Below are 15,591 nucleotides of genomic sequence, written 5' to 3'. Positions count from 1 at the left end.
AGTTATTTTTAGATGGGAGAAATCGCTGAAACGGGCGGAAAATAATCGCCTTCGAATGACGTGCCCGACAATGGTAAAAGCTCTCAATGTCTGTGACCGGATTTGCCACTTACCACCGAGAAATCAGAAGGGTCACCCACTACAGCTGCAGCAATAGAGCTGTGAGAGGCGGTATCTGTACGTGCGACGTTTCTTGCTATCCGTGAGAAGCTGAGTCGTCGGTGTCATGACCTTGTCCGGATTCAAGGGCAAAGGCTCAAACGTGTGGTGAGCGGCTACTTCAATTACCACGCGATACCGGGGAACCTATACCTCTTGGCGGATTTCGTTTGCCGGTATGCCGTCTTTGGCAGCAAGCCCTTAAGCGTAATGGGCTTCAATGGTCACGGTATGGACGCCTTGGCGATCCCCTACCTCCCGAGATCTAGAAGGCAGATCCTTACTTTGAGGATCGCTTTGCGTCGCATACCCGAGCCAGGAGCGCTATGTGGTAGTTCCGCATGTACGGATCTGTGCGGAGGGCGGCAGATGACTGCCGTTTCTACCGCGACCCAGACTGCCATCCTGACTGCATAACAACAGTCCAGGAAAGCCTGATCATGCCGAAATTCCTCCATACCATGATCCGCGTAGGTGACCTGGATGCCTCCATGCGTTTCTACGGACAAGCGTTCGACCTGCAGGAATCCCATTGCCTTGAGTTCGACGACTTTTCCCTCGTCTAAGGATAGTGATCGGATCCAAGTGTTGGGACGAACCATTAACGTGATCGCCGTGCCTGGCCATACCTCAGGGCATCTGGCCTACCACTTGGTTGATGAGGATGCCCTATTCAGCGCCGGCTGTTGGAGGGACGCCGCTGCAGGTGTTGAAGTCGCTCGAATGCCTTGGAGCGCTGCCAGACCAAACGCGAGTGTACTGCGCACATGAGTACACCCTCCAACCTGCTTTTTGCTTTGGCTGTCGACCCAGACAATCATGAAATAGCCGAGCGCTTGGCTGAGGTCTGTGAAATCCGCAATCGCGAACAGTTCACCTTACCTACCCGCATCAGCGTTGAACGGGCTTGTAACCCGTTTCTGCGTGTACGGGAGGCGAACATCGTTGAAGCTGTCCAGCGCCACACGGGACTACCCATCACATCAGCCGAGGCATGCTTCGCTGCGATGCGTAAGTGGAAAGACAATTTCTGAACAACAACAAGAAGATCACCTATGATAGACACAATGTATAGATCAAATACCAGGCCTCGACCAAAAGCTGTTTATGTTTCTCAAAACAAAGTTTCTCTCAGTTGATGGCAGTGCCTACTAAATCGTAGCTTTGGAGAGACGCTTATTGAGGTTCCGCGCATTCCCTACAGCCTAGAATTGGGAACTGAGGTCTGGCGTGGTCAGCGCCATCACTGCTTGGCTCTGATATTCTAGAGCTAAGCCGATAGATCTGCTTACCGAATCGATAGACTCTCCTCACGCAGACGACGCAACTGTGCCAAACTGAGACAGCGGCCTGGCCAAGCCTTGAAAAATGACCAGATGATCAGATTTCCTCCCTGCGTGTTACCAAAATCAGTAACGAACCCGAAATAGTAGGAATGCCAATTAAAATCGGGATGATTTCTGGCCACCATTCACAGCATTCCGCTCGCGCAATCCTCGCAAATCTAGGCGATTCCACTATTTGCAAGGAAGTCCCTGGTGAAGACAAGCATTTCCGCTGATAACCTTTAGCTTTCAGCACTCATAACAAAATACGATTCGCCCATCTAAGCACTCGCTGCCACTCTAACTCCGCCGTCATCAAATCAACAATTTTAAATATAGAGATAGCGATATGCTCAGAGTAGGTATTCTAGGCTGCGGTCGAATCGGAAATGTTCACGCGGCAAGCCTAATGCAGATTCCATCCGCCAAGCTTGTAGCGGTAGCTGACGCCATATCCGCAGCAGCTGACACATGTGCCAGCTGCTTCAATGCTGAAGCCAGGACTATCGAAGGAATCATTCGGGCAGAGGACATAGATGCGGTAGTGATTGCCACGCCCTCTCCGACTCACTTCGACCTTATCCATGCCTTGGCAGACGCAGGGAAGCCGATTTTCTGTGAAAAGCCCATAGACATGTCCTCAGCTCGGGTTCGTCAATGCTTAGCAAAGGTCTCCAGCGCCGGCGTACCGTTTATGACCGCGTTCAATCAACGGTTCGACCCGCATTTTGGTGCGTTGCAGAAACGATTAGCTGCGGGTGAAATCGGGCAACTGGAAACTGTCACAATCACGTCCCGAGACCCTGCTCCACCTCCGGTCGAGTACCTGAAAGGCTCTGGCGGCATCTTCAGGGACATGATGATCCATGATTTTGACTTGGCACGATTCTTACTGAATGAAAACCCTATTCGGGTGTTTGCAACGGGGTCATCGCTGGTAGACTCCGCAGTTAAAGATGTGGGCGACGTTGACACCGCTATAGCGCTTCTTATGACAAAGTCCGGAAAAATATGTCAAATTTCCAACTCACGGCGTGCTAGTTATGGCTATGACCAAAGAATCGAGGCACATGGATCCAAAGGAATGCTGAGAGTTACAAACGTCCATGAAAGCCAAGTTGAAAGTGCGACAAGTTCAGGATTTACGATGCCTGTCGCCAAGCCATTTTTCCTAGAGAGATTTGGCCCTGCGTACCTTGCAGAAATGGAGCACTTTATTCACTGCATTTCCAATGGCACGCCACCTACTCCGAACGCCGCAGATGGGTTGTTTGCTCAAGTGATCGCGGATGCTGCCGCTGAGTCTTTAGCATCCGGCCAACCTGTCGATATCAAGTATTGAGAATAGCATATGAAAATTGGCATTATTGGGCTAGGTAACGTTGCAGAGCTCCATGTAACTGCAATCAATGAAATTGATTCCACCGCCTACGTCGGCGGATGGGGTAGAACTCCGGGCAAAGCAACAGCATTCAAAGAACGATTTGGAGGAGTACTTTATCCGACGCCGGAAGCCTTGCTTGATGATCACAGCATCGATGCGGTTGTGATTTGTACCAACGCAGAGACGCACTTCCACTTCGCCAGAGAGGCTCTATTCGCAAGAAAGCATGTACTGATAGAAAAGCCAATTTGCACGAGCACCGATAAAATCCGAGAACTGGAAATACTTTCGCGCGGTGTCAACCGATTGTGCGTACCGTCTCACAACTATGTTTACGCCGAAACCATGCAGCGTGTTCGCGCACACATTGACGCCGGGCACCTCGGAGATATCGTAAACTTTTGGGCAATCTATAACAAGCGTCACCCTGCCGACATTGGCGCACCTGATCTAACCATGAGCGAACTTATGGTTCATCACATATATTGTATGCTGTATTTCTTGGGCCGACCGGAACGAGTATTCGCTACAGGCTCTAATGTCCATTTCAAAGATCCGCAAGCCCACGACCAGCTAATGATCATTGCAGAATATCCAAACGGCAACATCGCGAATCTTTGGGGCAGCTTTTCAGCAGATGATTGTAGCCGTGACCCCTGGTCTGTGTACTTCAAAATTATCGGCAAGAATGGTTCATCAGTGGTGCCATGGGATACGACAAAGTTTGGGAGCGCGAGACTTCCGTTCTGGGACGACGGCACATATTGGGATAGCTTTTACCAAATCCAAAAATATTTCATTGAAGAGTGCCTCACTGGAAAGCGTGCACCACTTTCGTCTTTGAGCGACGCTTATGACGCCGCTGTAATCATGGATGCTGCCCGAAAGTCCATTAGTGAAAAAAGGTCTATCGAACTCGATTTCAGCTGAGAATTACACGAAGCACTCCCTAGTGGCCGGCCAACGGAACGTTTGCTGCAGTAGCACTCACACTACTGCAGCTGCCCCATAAATTATCCGCAACCTACACATACGCTTCAATCCATCTCAATATTAGTGCAGTGTGAGCCTTGGTCGGGTCTTACGCTGCAGCAACTCAGAGAATGCCTTCAACAGCATCCTTGTAGCGCCAAACAGTGCTACCTGGTGAAGCCGATAAAGTGACATATATAATATCCTTGCAAAAAGACCTTCGATCACCTTTTTCCGCCCCAACAGTCCCGTCAGTGTTCCTACTGCATTGAAAGACGCCATGAGATCAATGTCCCTCGGTCTTCACAACTGAATTTGAGCAGCCACTTTCCGATCACGGGAATCGGTTCGTGCCTACGCTTATGCAGTTGTCTGCGTATCTCTTTGAGTGTTGCTCTCATCCGCTTGGCGATGGTCACCCGCCCGACCTCGAACATCCCATTCTTGGCTTGACTACAGAAATGCGTGAACCCGAGGAAGTCGAATGTTTCTGGTTTTCCTTCCCCACGCTTCTTGCGATCTTACCTTGTGGTGTGCCCTGCTTCGCAGAAATTCGCTTCCCGTTTTCGAGAACACCTGTGCGCAGCCATCGTGCTATCAGTGCTAACACTCGTCTATCCGCAATTCGGTGTTGCAGGAAACACATCATCCACTCGTGATCAATGGTGTCGAAGAACGCACAAATATCCACGTCCAATAGCCACCGAACTCGAGCAGTCTGTATCCCTACCGATAAAGCATTCAGTGCACCGTGCTGCCCTCGACCAGGGCGAAACCCATATGAGAGTCCAAGGAAATTCTGCTCATAGATGGCGTTGAGCACTTGTACGACGGCGGCTTGGACGATCTATTTACGGTTGCCGTGGTTGTGTCGATGGCTTGCCGCTGCACCGTTTTGAAACGGTGCTGAGCCGACACGGTATCGAGATTTCATGTCAGACCATGGCGCGCGGGGTGATTCAGTGCGGTGAGCACCTGCAACCACTGCTGAATCTGATGCGCGACCGGTTGCTGGAAAGCCCGGTCATCCATTGCGATGAAACCCGCGTCCAAGTTCTTAAAGAACCGGATCGAGACCCGACCAACCAATCCCGGATTTGGGTGCAAGCCAGTGGGCCACCGGATCGGAAAGTCGTGCTGTTCGACTACACCTCCAGCCGTGCGCAGGAGGTGCCGTTGCGCTTGCTGGAAAGTTATCGCGGCTATGTGATGACGGACGATTACGCCGGCTGGAGCGTTATGTGGAGGCTGGGTATTTGCCGATCGACAATAACCCGGCAGAGCGCGCAATAAAGCCATTTGTGATTGGCCGCAAAGCCTGGCTGTTCAGCGACACGCCCAAGGGTGCCACCACCAGTGTTCAGCTTTACAGTTTAGTCGAGACCGCCATGATCAAGGGCCAAGAGCCCTATACGTGGCTGCGCCACGTCGGTGGCAGATTATGAAGCGCTGTTGCCGTGGAACTGTTCACCGGAAATGCCACGGTAAAGGATGGCCTCACCTTGCGGTAGGTGGGGGTTCATGGATCGCTTACCCAGCATTGGTACGCGTCAGGTGAGTCAAGATGGAGAGACCTAAGGTGTCGTTCGGTGGGCACGCCGGGTTGGTTTCCAGATCGGGGTACCTACAGGAGGTGGGATTGCGAAGAAGCACCAGGTGGTGAGGTGACTAGATTGAAGGCGGTGTTCTCCTGCACCCCTACGGCGCCTGCTACCACGACTTGGCCGAACGCCGCTCCACCGGGGTCATCGAATACCTCACCGTGCAACAGGTGGGGGCCGTCATCGTCGGCGGCCTGGCTTTGGACTACTGCGTCAAGACCACTGCCCGCCAACTGCGCCAGGCCGGTTTCCAGGTGCTGCTGTACCTGCCCGCCTGCCGCGCCCTGACCCAGGAAGGCGCCATCAGCGCCTGCGGGGCGCTGGCTGCCAAGGGTGTCATCCTCTGCGGCGACGAGGCCGCGCTCGACCACCAGCTCGCGTTGATCAAGGAAGACCGCCCATGAATGACAGCGTATTCGGCCCACGGATCATCCAGAACCTGCTGGACACCGACTTCTACAAGATCACCATGATGCAGGCGGTGCTGCACAACTACCCCAATGCCGAGGTGGAATGGGAGTTCCGCTGCCGTAATGGTGAAGACCTCTCCCCTTACCTGGCAGAAATCCGCTACCAGGTCGAGCAACTGGCCGAGGTCACCGTCACCCACGACCAACTGGCGTATCTGGAGCAGATTCCGTTCATCAAACCAGACTTCATCCGCTTTCTCAGCCTGTTCCGCTTCAACTTGCGTTACGTGCAGGTGGGCCTGGATGACGCCGGGCAGCTGGCGATTCGCGTGCGTGGGCCGTGGCTGCACGTGATCCTCTACGAGATCCCGCTGCTGGCGATCATCAGCGAAGTGCGCAACCGCTATCGCTACCGCGAGGTGGTGATGGAGCAGGTGGGCGAGCGGCTGTACCAGAAGCTCGACTGGCTCAAGGCCGAGGCCAGCGCCGATGAGCTGGCAGGCTTTCAACTGGCCGACTTCGGCACCCGGCGGCGCTTCTCGTACCGCGTTCAGGAGGCCGTGGTGCACACCCTCAAACGCGACTTCCCGGGCCGCTTCGTCGGCACCAGCAACGTGCACCTGGCCCGCGAATACCAACTCAAGCCCATCGGTACCATGGCCCACGAATGGTTCATGGCTCACCAGCAACTTGGCCCGCGGCTGGTCGACAGCCAGGCGGCCGCGCTGGATTGCTGGGTACGCGAATATCGCGGGCTGCAGGGCATCGCGTTGACCGATTGCATCACCATGGACGCGTTCATGGGCGATTTCGATTTGTACTTCGCCAAACTGTTCGACGGTTTGCGCCACGACTCTGGCGACCCGCTAGCCTGGGCAGAGAAGGCCATTGCCCACTATGAAAGTCTGGGCATCGACCCGCAGGGCAAGACGTTGATCTTTTCCGATGGGCTGGACTTTGCCAAGGCACTTGGCCTGTACCGCGCGCTGCATGAACGGATCAATGTTAGCTTTGGCATCGGCACCCATCTGACTTGCGATATCCCAGGTGTCGTACCGATGAACATCGTGATCAAGATGACGGCCTGCAATGGTGCGCCGGTGGCGAAGATCAGTGATAGCCCGGGCAAGACGCAGTGCCGGGATGAGAACTTCGTGGCTTATCTGAAGCATGTGTTCAAGGTAGCTTGAGCCCTGTCACTGTGAGCGCCTACTAGAGTGGAAGAGGTGTATGCGAAGCGGTCAAGCGAAACGGTTATTGGAGTCCAACCCATGAAAGATCAGATCACTAAGCTGGATGAAACCCTAGAGGGGCTCGCTCAGATCGCAGATGAACTCGAACGCCAAGTAGCCCCATGTCCAGTGACTCGCCTTTTGCTTATCGCATGGTTAACCGAGTGGGTGCGAGGCCCGGAAACCCAAGCTGCGTTGAAGCGAGATCTTCCTTGCTTGCCTCAATCATTGAAATCGGCCTATGCGGTGTGGATTCACCACAGCGGTGGCCGCTAACGAGGAAAACGAATGGTATCTTTCGACCTTCAACGGATGCTGCTGGGCGATCTGCCTGTGACCTTTCTTCTGGAGGTCGCCCTTAGGGTCTTGGCCGCATTTGCAGCCGTCTTCTTCTTCCTCAAATTCAGTGGCCGACGCGGAATCAAACAGCTCTCCCGCTTCGAGCTGGTCGTTATTCTGACCCTCGGCTCCGCTGCCGGCGATGTGACCTTCTACGAGGATGTTCCGCTGCTGCCGGTGGCCCTGGTCTTCTTGACGCTCCTGTTGCTGTATCGGGGTACGGTCTACCTCATGAAGCGGAGCAAGACGTGTGAAGCCTGGATTGATGGATTGCCGATAACGGTGGTGAAGGACGGAATGTACGAGATCCATTCGCTGCGCAATATGAACATTTCCTCGAATGAACTTTTCATGGAACTACGCCAGCGCGGTGTAGAGCACTTGGGACAGGTACGTTTGGGCTTGTTGGAAACTGACGGTGAGCTCAGTTTGTATTTCTATGAGCCGGAGGACACCAAGGCGGGCTTGTCAGTGCTCCCTTTCGAGCATCGTCCGCAATACTCCTCACCACCTTCTGCCGGCCTTTACTGTTGCGTGGGCTGTGGTTTTCCGACCTACCATGGGGCGCACGACTCGGTCGCATGTGAGCGCTGTGGCCATGTCGTTTGGTCCCCAGCGCTGGACACGCTACGCAATCGTTAGGCAACGTGCTCAGCCTCGACCTTGGCCCGACGCTATTGACTGCCGTGGAAGCCGGGCGGCGCGCGAAATGCATTGGGCGCCCGCAAGACCTAACCCACTTCAAGCTCCCCAACGCACAACGCCATAAACCGTGCCGCCGCCCGCGAAGGCGTGGCGGCATGGGGCATCAGGATGGAAAAGCGCCTCACCAGTGGCTGCGGCGCAATCCGCAGCCGCCGCAACGCGCCATCCTCATGGCGAATCGACATGGCCGACACAAAGCCGATGCCCATCCCCGCCCGCACCGCTTCCTTTACCCCCTCCACGCCAGCAATTTCCAGCCCCACGCGCATTGCCACGCCACTGCGGGCAAACGCGCGTTCGACAATCTGCCGCACCCCTGACCCACTCTCGCGCAGCACCAAGGGGTAGGCCCCCACAGCCTCCAGGGTCTGCGGCTCGTCACCTGCCAACGGATGGCCACTGGGCACGATGGCGACGATCTCGTCTTCACGCCACGGCGTCACCCCCGTGCCCAGGGGCAGCTCCTGCCCGGGGGGGCCTTCGATCAGGGCGATGTCGACACTGCCCAGCGCGGCGACGATTTCTGCGGTATTGCCATTGGAGGTACTCACCGACACGTCGGGGTAGCGTGCATGGAAGTCGGCGATCAGGTACGGCAACAGGTAGCTGGCCGGGGTGGTACTGGCGCCGATGCGCAGTGTGCCGCGCTCCAGGCCGCGCATAGCCTCGCGCAGGGCTTGCGCCTGGCGAAAGGTGTCGCGCAGTCGCTCGGCATGGGCCAGCAGCTGCTCACCCGCAGCTGTCAGCCGCACGCCACGGCCGGCGCGTTGATAAAGCGGTTCGCCGAACGCCTCCTGCAGCAACTTCAGCTGCCCGGACACAGCCGGCTGCGACAGGTGCAACGCCTGGGCCGCATGGCTGATGTTGCCGTGCTCGGCAACCGTGGCGAACGTTATCAGTTGTTCTGGGGTCATGAATTGAAAATATCAGCAAAATGGATACTTCACATCCTAAATTACGATTTTTTATAAGCTTATAACCAGATTAACGTAGGCCTTGTCGAAACACCTTTTCCGGAGGACTCACATGGCCACGGCTCCGTCCCACCCCGCCTATACGCCTACCCTCTCTACCCGAGGGCGGCTCAATGGCATCCTGTTCGTCGCGCTGTTCGCGCTTGCCGTCACCCAGCTGGCGGCCTTGCCCGCCATCGCCAGCCTGGGTATCAGCCCCTTGATCGTCGGCATCGTTGCCGGTGCCTTGTATGGCAATGCACTGCGCGATGGCGTGCCGGCCAGTTGGGCGGCGGGCATCAATTTTTCGGCGCGCGGGCTGCTGCGCATCGCCGTGGCCTTCTTCGGCCTGCGGGTCAGCCTGCAGGAAATCGCCGAAGTCGGCTGGTCGGGGCTGACGGTGTCGCTGCTGGTGGTGGTCAGCACCCTGCTGATCGGCCTCTGGTGTGGCATGAAGCTGCTCAAGCTGGACCGCGACACCGCGCTGCTCACCGCCGCCGGCAGTGCCATTTGCGGCGCGGCTGCGGTGCTGGCCTTCGAGTCGGCGCTGCGCAGCGCTCCGCACAAGAGCGCCATGGCGGTCGGCAGCGTGGTGCTGTTCGGTACCCTGTCGATGTTCCTCTACCCACTGGCGATCAATGCCGGCTGGCTGCACCTCGATACCCTGGGCGCCGGGCTGTTCCTGGGCGGCACTATCCATGAAGTAGCCCAGGTGGTCGGCGCCGCGAGCAACGTCAGCCCCGAGGCTACGCACATTGCGACCATCGTCAAAATGACCCGGGTGATGCTGCTGGTGCCGGTGTTGCTGGTGGTGGGCTTGTGGATCAGCCGCGCACGCCAGCCTGGCCAGGGGCAAGGCAACGGGCGCATCGCCATGCCCTGGTTCGCCTTCGGCTTCCTGGCGCTGGTGCTGGTGAACTCGCTGCAGGTGCTGCCTGGCAGTGTGACCCAGGTGGTGAATACGCTCGACACCTTTGCCCTGACCATGGCCATGACAGCGCTGGGCATGGAGACGCGCTTCAGCCAGATCCGCCAGGCGGGGCCACGGGCGCTGATTACCGGGGCAATACTCAACCTGTGGCTGGTGGGCGGTGGGCTGGCCATTACCCTCGGGGTGCAAAAACTGTTCGGCTGAACATGCAAGCTCGGAGTGGGCGGCTTCGCGGGTTTACCCGCGAAGCCGCCCACTCCGTCTGCAGAATCTTTCCACGGTGCCCCCTCGTTGTCGCGTGCATTTCTCGGTATGGTGGTGTCAAAGAAGGATGTTTTACCCGCACAGGAAAGACTTAGATGCCTCAACGCCATGTCATAAATGCATCCGTCAGCCCCAAAGGCAGCCTGGAGACGCTGTCGCAACGTGAAGTGCAGCAACTGAGTGAAGTCGGTACCGGTAGCCTTTACACCCTGTTCCGCCAGTGCGCCCTGGCCATCCTCAATACCGGCGCGCATGTCGACAATGCCAAGACCATCCTCGAGGCCTACAAGGACTTCGAGGTGCGCATCCACCAGCAAGACCGCGGCGTACGCCTGGAGCTGTTGAATGCCCCAGCCGATGCCTTCGTCGATGGCGAGATGATCGCCAGCACCCGCGAAATGCTCTTCAGCGCCTTGCGCGACATCGTCTATACCGAAAGCGAGCTGGCCAGCCAGCGCATCGACCTGGAAAGCTCCCAGGGCATCACCGATTACGTATTCCACCTATTGCGCAACGCCCGCACCCTGCGCCCCGGCGTAGAGCCGAAGATGGTGGTGTGCTGGGGCGGCCACTCGATCAGCACCGAGGAATACCAGTACACCAAGAAGGTCGGCCACGAGCTGGGCCTTCGCAAGCTGGACGTCTGCACCGGCTGCGGCCCTGGGGTGATGAAGGGCCCGATGAAGGGCGCCACCATCGCCCATGCCAAGCAACGCATGCACGGCAGCCGCTACCTGGGCCTGACCGAGCCGGGCATCATCGCTGCCGAGGCGCCGAACCCGATCGTCAACGAACTGGTGATCCTGCCGGACATCGAGAAACGCCTGGAAGCCTTCGTCCGCGTCGGCCACGGCATCATTATCTTCCCCGGCGGCGCCGGTACAGCCGAGGAGTTCCTCTACCTGCTCGGCATTCTCATGCACCCGGACAACCAGGGCCTGCCCTTCCCGGTGGTGCTGACCGGCCCGCGCAGTGCCGAGCCGTTCCTGATGCAGTTGCACGCGTTCGTCGGCGCCACCCTGGGGGACGCCGCCCAGCGCCACTACCAGATCATCATCGATGACCCGGCCGAAGTGGCGCGGCAGATGGTCGAAGGGCTCAAGGAGGTAAAGCAGTTCCGCCGCGAGCGCAACGATGCCTTCCACTTCAACTGGCTGCTGAAGATCGACGAGGGCTTCCAGCATCCGTTCGACCCGACCCATGCCAACATGGCCGAACTGGCCCTGCGCCGCGAGCTGCCGCCGCATGAACTGGCCGCCAACCTGCGCCGGGCGTTTTCCGGGATTGTGGCGGGCAACGTCAAGGACAAGGGCATCCGCCTGATCGAGGAACACGGGCCGTACCAGATCCGTGGTGACAGTGCGGTATTGGCGCCGCTGGGGCACCTGTTGCAGGCGTTTGTCGACCAGCACCGGATGAAACTGCCGGGTGGCGCGGCGTATGTGCCTTGCTATCAGGTTGTGACCTGAGTGTTTGGGGGCCGCTTTGGCGGCCCCCAGCGTCAAGCGTTGCTAGCTGCCCGAGCTGACCAGCGTCCGGTCGACCAGGCGAATGCTGTCGCGCCCACCGCGCTTGGACTGATACAGCGCTAGATCTCCCTGCTCGATCAACGCCGCCAGGCTCGCGGGCGGCTGGTCGAACAGGTTGGCACCGATGCTCAAGGTCACGGCCTGCGGCGTGGGCACCGTTTGCAGCGCAAACTGCTGAAACTGTTCACGCAACTGGCTGCCCAGCGCCACCACGCGCTCGCTGGTCGCCGCACTGAGCAGGATGACAAACTCGTCGCCGCCAAGCCGCGCCGCCAGTGACCGCTCCGGCAACACCGCACGCATCATCTCGCTCAAGGCGATCAACAGCCGATCACCGGCAATGTGCCCGTGCAAATCGTTGACCAGTTTGAAATTGTCGATGTCGATCAGCAGCAAGGCGCCTGGCCGCGCCGGGCTCACCTCTTTGAAAAAGTGCGTCGCCCGCACTTCCAGCGCGCGGCGGTTGTATAACGCCGTCAGCGGGTCCCGTGCCGCCAGCCGGGCGATGCGCTCTTCACGGCGATAACGCACCGTACCGGTCATCGACAGCGCAATCAGCATGATTGCCATCGCCCCCTCGACCAGGGAAACCTGGATGATCAGCCCGCCAAACGTCGCCAGGTCAATCAGCGTGCCCGGGGCAATCGCAGTGATCGCCTTCGCCACATAGAACAGGCCATGAATCAGCAGCACATAACGCAACTGCACCGCGCCCACGCTCAACGACCTGCCGTGGGGCTTCAACAGGAAACTGGCTTTGAGCGTCAGCAACGCCACCAGCAACGAGTTGACCATCAGCATCACCTTCGACCACTCCGGGCCGGCGGGCAACAGCAGCAAGGCGAACCACACCCCCACCATCAGCAGCCAGGCGCGCGACAGGCGGTGCTGGGTGAAGCGCAACACCCCCAGCAGGAAAAACCCGTGCGCCACCACCAGCAAGCCATTGGCGAACCAGATACCGATCAGCAGCAAGCCGATGCCCCGCAACAGGGCCAGGGTGGAGCCGACGGTGATCGTGGCGAAGCCGGCGCTCCACAACAGCAGCGAAGGCTCGCGAACACTGCGCCACTCGATCGCCAGGTACAAGGCAGCCGCAGCTGCCAGGGCGATGGTGATTGTCAGCATCGTTGGGGGGTCAAGCGCCATGGACGGTTTGGCCTATCTGGTTAACGTGGAAAAGGCCTGATTGTATGCGCTTGCAAGACTTTTTCAGAGCCCTCTCACCAGCGTTACAGCACCCGCTTGATCAACGGTTCCAGGCGGCTGTAGCGCAACCGCCGCAAGAGCTTGCGCACTTCCTTGGGGTGCTCGGCCTTGACCCCCAGCTCGGCAGCTGAATCGATCCTGCGCGCATGCTGGCGCAACCCCGCCAACTCGGCTTCGCGCGGCACTAACCACTGTGCCTCGGGGTCATCGATCAGCAAGCCGTTTTCCAGGTCCAGGTTGAACCCTCGGGGGTTCAGGTTGTTGCCGGTCAACAGCGAGTAGCGCTGGTCGACCCACAGCCCCTTGGCATGGAAGGTGTGCCCTGGGTCGTTCCAGATACGCACTTCAAGCTGGCCACTGGCAAGAGCGGCCTGGCGACGGCGGGTGAAGGCGCGCAGGTTGTCTTCGTACAGGTAAGGCAACGCGCCGCTGGCACTGAACGGCTCGCCGGGCGCGATATAGAAGTCATTGGCGGTACGATCGCCGACAATCAGCTCCACCCGCACGCCTCGGTCGAGTGCATGGTCGATCTCGCGCATCAATACCCGTGGCGGGTTGAAGTACGGCGTGCTGATGACGATTTGCGTGCGCGCAGCGCCCAGCAGTGCGCAAAGCACCCGGTTGAGCAGATTGCCGCGCCCGACACCCAGCAGCGGGATCACCCGCAGGCCCTGCCCCGACGCGCTGGCAGGCACGTCATAGGCCAAGCGCCGCAGCCGCGCGCGCAAGCGCCGGATGTCGCCGCGCAGGCTGCGGGTCGAGGGCGGTGCCGGCAGGTCGAGGCGCGGCGTGGCAGTGTGGTGCAGCAGGCGACGCACCAGATCGACCATGGCATCGGCCAGGGCCGGTGAGTGGAACAGGTGGTAGCGATCCAGGCGGTAGCGGTCGAAACGGTGCAGGTAGACGTTGTTGAGACTGGCGCCGGTGTAGATCACGCAATCGTCGATGATGCTGCCTTTAAGGTGCAGTACACCAAACAGCTCGCGGGTTTGCACGGGCACGCCATGGATGACGATGTCCAGGCCATGGTGCTGGCGCTGGGCCTGATACCAGGCAGCGTTGCCCGGCTGCCGCCCGCCCCCCAGCAGGCCGCGCCGGGCACGGAACCAGTCGACCACGATGGTGATCTCCAGGCCTGGCCGCGCGGCTTTGGCCTGGTACAAGGCATCCAGCACTTCCTGGCCGGCTTCGTCTTCCTGCAGGTACAACGCGACGATGACGATACGCCGGGTCGCCGCCCTGATGCGCTCGAGCAGGCAGGCGCGGTAGGCCCTGGCATCGGGCAGCACCTCGATCGACGCGGGTGTCATGGCGAAACCTGGCAATGCCGCCAGCATGGATTCGGGGTTCACTGAACGTTCACCTTCTATAGGCAATCAATGTTGGCAGCCGCCAGCCGGCGGAGCCATTCCTGGCCGCTGCGCCGGGGGTGTAAGATCGACCCGGCAACGACCTATAACAACAAGAAACACGCGAGGCTTGGATTTTTCACTGCCCCTGACCAACTATGCCTCAGCTTGCACAGGAAGATCGCAATGGTCCACCCCGCTACAGCACCCGTATCACCCTGCACCGTCAAGACCTTCGGCTTTCTGATCCTGCCCAACTTCACCACCATCGGCCTGGCGTCGGCGGTGGAGACCCTGCGCATGGCCAACCTGGCCGCCCGCCGCCCGATGTTTCGCACTGTGCTGATCGCCGCCAGCCACGAGCCGGTAATGGCCAGCAACGGCATGCGCGTGCTGCCTGACCACAGTATCGACAACGCCCCTGCGCTGGACGCCCTGCTGGTGGTCGGTGCCAACCCGATCGACCGCAGCCGTGGCACCCGGCCACTGATCGACTGGCTACGCCAACTGGCCCGTCAACGCCTGCCGCTGGGCGGCATCTGCACCGGCAGCTACCTGCTGGCCAAGGCCGAGCTGCTCAAAGGCTACCGCTGTACCATCCACTGGGAAGACATGCAGACCTTGCAGGAGCAGTTCCCCGGTATCGTCATTTCCGGCCAGCTGTTCGAACTGGACCGCGACCGCTATACCTGCTCGGGCGGTGTGGCGGCCATGGACATGATGCTGCAACTGGTGGCCCGTGAGGAAGGTGGCCAGGGCATCGCCGCCAAGGCGGCCGAGCTGCTGCTGTGCGACCGGGTGCGTGGCGAGCGGGAACGCCAGCGGGTGCCGCTGCGCACGTTGCTCGGCAGCGCCCAGCCCAAGCTGAGCCAGGTGGTGGCAATCATGGAGGCCAACCTGGAAGAGCCACTGGGGCTGGAGGAGCTGGCCAGCCTCAACGAAGTGACCGTGCGCCAGTTGGAGCGGTTGTTCCATAAATACCTGCAGCGGACACCCAGCCAGTACTACCTGGAGTTGCGGCTGTCGCGCGCGCGGGAGCTGCTGCTGCGCAGCGATGTGCAGGTACGTGAGGTGGCGCTGGCGTGCGGCTTCAGCTCGCCGGCGCATTTCTCCAAGAGCTACAGCCGCTTCTTTGGGCTGTCGCCGTTGGGGGAGCGGCGCCAGGCTTCGTTGCACTGAGTGAGGGGATGCCGCTTCGCGGGTAACCCCGCGAAGCGGCCGGCAAAGCC

The 15,591-nt window shown here is 59.0% G+C and carries 14 protein-coding genes and 2 pseudogenes; 12 read left to right on the top strand and 4 right to left on the bottom strand.

Annotation, left to right across the window (positions count from 1 at the left end; translation table 11 throughout):
* Positions 1-599 precede the first annotated feature (599 nt).
* The 4 genes from LJX93_RS10840 (at position 600) to LJX93_RS10825 (ending at position 3,798) form a co-directional block, all read left to right on the top strand.
* Positions 600-725, top strand: coding sequence for a VOC family protein (locus tag LJX93_RS10840; protein ID WP_227697170.1), 126 nt, complete (start codon positions 600-602; stop codon positions 723-725).
* Positions 726-926: 201 nt separating this feature from the next.
* Positions 927-1,193 (top strand): hydroxyacylglutathione hydrolase C-terminal domain-containing protein, encoded by a 267-nt coding sequence (locus tag LJX93_RS10835; protein WP_227697169.1) that lies wholly within the window; start codon positions 927-929, stop codon positions 1,191-1,193.
* Between the two features lie 700 nt (positions 1,194-1,893).
* Entirely contained in the window at positions 1,894-2,826 is a 933-nt protein-coding gene (iolG, locus tag LJX93_RS10830) for an inositol 2-dehydrogenase (protein ID WP_265106053.1), read from the top strand.
* 9 nt (positions 2,827-2,835) lie between these two features.
* Positions 2,836-3,798: a Gfo/Idh/MocA family protein gene (locus tag LJX93_RS10825; RefSeq protein WP_186665024.1), complete on the top strand. Its 963-nt coding sequence runs from the start codon at positions 2,836-2,838 to the stop codon at positions 3,796-3,798.
* Positions 3,799-4,255: 457 nt separating this feature from the next.
* Here the strand turns inward: LJX93_RS10825 and LJX93_RS10820 are convergent, their stop codons facing one another.
* The gene (locus tag LJX93_RS10820; RefSeq protein ID WP_261871932.1) at positions 4,256-4,663 is read right to left on the bottom strand and encodes a reverse transcriptase/maturase family protein; all 408 of its coding nucleotides are present in this window, start codon (positions 4,661-4,663) and stop codon (positions 4,256-4,258) included.
* 20 nt (positions 4,664-4,683) lie between these two features.
* Between LJX93_RS10820 and LJX93_RS10815 the strand changes: the two are divergent.
* The 5 genes and pseudogenes from LJX93_RS10815 to LJX93_RS10795 form a co-directional block, all read left to right on the top strand.
* Positions 4,684-5,328: pseudogene (locus tag LJX93_RS10815) on the top strand (IS66 family transposase); the annotation flags it as partial.
* 202 nt (positions 5,329-5,530) lie between these two features.
* Positions 5,531-5,845 (top strand): annotated as a pseudogene (locus LJX93_RS10810) (isochorismatase family protein); the annotation flags it as partial.
* Positions 5,842-7,041: a nicotinate phosphoribosyltransferase gene (gene pncB, locus LJX93_RS10805; protein WP_227697167.1), complete on the top strand. Its 1,200-nt coding sequence runs from the start codon at positions 5,842-5,844 to the stop codon at positions 7,039-7,041. The pseudogene LJX93_RS10810 and the gene pncB, both read left to right, overlap by 4 nt.
* An 81-nt stretch (positions 7,042-7,122) precedes the next feature.
* Complete coding sequence (locus tag LJX93_RS10800; RefSeq protein WP_186659415.1) at positions 7,123-7,359, top strand: hypothetical protein; 237 nt, start codon at positions 7,123-7,125, stop codon at positions 7,357-7,359.
* 12 nt (positions 7,360-7,371) lie between these two features.
* On the top strand, positions 7,372-8,064 hold the full coding sequence (locus LJX93_RS10795; RefSeq protein ID WP_033697298.1) for a DUF421 domain-containing protein: 693 nt from the start codon (positions 7,372-7,374) through the stop codon (positions 8,062-8,064).
* A gap of 89 nt (positions 8,065-8,153) precedes the next feature.
* Here the strand turns inward: LJX93_RS10795 and LJX93_RS10790 are convergent, their stop codons facing one another.
* Complete coding sequence (locus LJX93_RS10790) at positions 8,154-9,041, bottom strand: LysR family transcriptional regulator (RefSeq protein ID WP_033697297.1); 888 nt, start codon at positions 9,039-9,041, stop codon at positions 8,154-8,156.
* 112 nt (positions 9,042-9,153) lie between these two features.
* Here LJX93_RS10790 and LJX93_RS10785 point away from each other — a divergent pair, with 112 nt between their 5' ends.
* Together LJX93_RS10785 and ppnN are read left to right on the top strand one after the other, a co-directional pair.
* Positions 9,154-10,215, top strand: coding sequence for a YeiH family protein (locus tag LJX93_RS10785; RefSeq protein WP_186659411.1), 1,062 nt, complete (start codon positions 9,154-9,156; stop codon positions 10,213-10,215).
* A gap of 155 nt (positions 10,216-10,370) precedes the next feature.
* Positions 10,371-11,744 carry a nucleotide 5'-monophosphate nucleosidase PpnN gene (gene ppnN / locus LJX93_RS10780; protein WP_033697295.1) on the top strand — a complete coding sequence of 458 codons (1,374 nt, stop codon included), beginning with the start codon at positions 10,371-10,373 and terminating at the stop codon, positions 11,742-11,744.
* Positions 11,745-11,786: 42 nt separating this feature from the next.
* Here ppnN and LJX93_RS10775 read toward each other — a convergent pair whose 3' ends face one another.
* Complete coding sequence (locus LJX93_RS10775) at positions 11,787-12,953, bottom strand: GGDEF domain-containing protein (RefSeq protein WP_227697166.1); 1,167 nt, start codon at positions 12,951-12,953, stop codon at positions 11,787-11,789.
* A gap of 83 nt (positions 12,954-13,036) precedes the next feature.
* Positions 13,037-14,365 (bottom strand): CDP-diacylglycerol--serine O-phosphatidyltransferase, encoded by a 1,329-nt coding sequence (gene pssA / locus LJX93_RS10770; protein ID WP_084213381.1) that lies wholly within the window; start codon positions 14,363-14,365, stop codon positions 13,037-13,039.
* Positions 14,366-14,548: 183 nt separating this feature from the next.
* Between pssA and LJX93_RS10765 the strand changes: the two genes are divergently transcribed.
* Positions 14,549-15,541, top strand: a complete 993-nt coding sequence (locus tag LJX93_RS10765; RefSeq protein ID WP_033697293.1) for a GlxA family transcriptional regulator — start codon at positions 14,549-14,551, stop codon at positions 15,539-15,541.
* Positions 15,542-15,591: the final 50 nt, after the last annotated feature.

Source organism: Pseudomonas sp. HN2-3, from assembly GCF_020691745.1.
In the GTDB taxonomy this organism is placed as follows: Bacteria; Pseudomonadota; Gammaproteobacteria; order Pseudomonadales; family Pseudomonadaceae; genus Aquipseudomonas; species Aquipseudomonas capeferrum.
The sequence above is the reverse complement of the archived record's forward strand: the minus strand, read 5'-3'. Positions and strand labels throughout refer to the sequence as shown.

Excerpts from the sequence above, each read along its gene's own strand:
- LJX93_RS10795 (WP_033697298.1), top strand. The coding sequence starts at position 7,372 with ATGGTATCTTTCGACCTTCAACGGATGCTGCTGGGCGATCTGCCTGTG.
- pncB (WP_227697167.1), top strand. The coding sequence starts at position 5,842 with ATGAATGACAGCGTATTCGGCCCACGGATCATCCAGAACCTGCTGGAC.
- LJX93_RS10800 (WP_186659415.1), top strand. The coding sequence starts at position 7,123 with ATGAAAGATCAGATCACTAAGCTGGATGAAACCCTAGAGGGGCTCGCT.
- ppnN (WP_033697295.1), top strand. The coding sequence starts at position 10,371 with ATGCCTCAACGCCATGTCATAAATGCATCCGTCAGCCCCAAAGGCAGC.
- LJX93_RS10790 (WP_033697297.1), bottom strand. The coding sequence starts at position 9,041 with ATGACCCCAGAACAACTGATAACGTTCGCCACGGTTGCCGAGCACGGC.
- LJX93_RS10840 (WP_227697170.1), top strand. The coding sequence starts at position 600 with ATGCCGAAATTCCTCCATACCATGATCCGCGTAGGTGACCTGGATGCC.
- LJX93_RS10765 (WP_033697293.1), top strand. The coding sequence starts at position 14,549 with ATGGTCCACCCCGCTACAGCACCCGTATCACCCTGCACCGTCAAGACC.
- LJX93_RS10825 (WP_186665024.1), top strand. The coding sequence starts at position 2,836 with ATGAAAATTGGCATTATTGGGCTAGGTAACGTTGCAGAGCTCCATGTA.
- LJX93_RS10785 (WP_186659411.1), top strand. The coding sequence starts at position 9,154 with ATGGCCACGGCTCCGTCCCACCCCGCCTATACGCCTACCCTCTCTACC.
- LJX93_RS10835 (WP_227697169.1), top strand. The coding sequence starts at position 927 with ATGAGTACACCCTCCAACCTGCTTTTTGCTTTGGCTGTCGACCCAGAC.
- iolG (WP_265106053.1), top strand. The coding sequence starts at position 1,894 with ATGCAGATTCCATCCGCCAAGCTTGTAGCGGTAGCTGACGCCATATCC.
- LJX93_RS10775 (WP_227697166.1), bottom strand. The coding sequence starts at position 12,953 with ATGGCGCTTGACCCCCCAACGATGCTGACAATCACCATCGCCCTGGCA.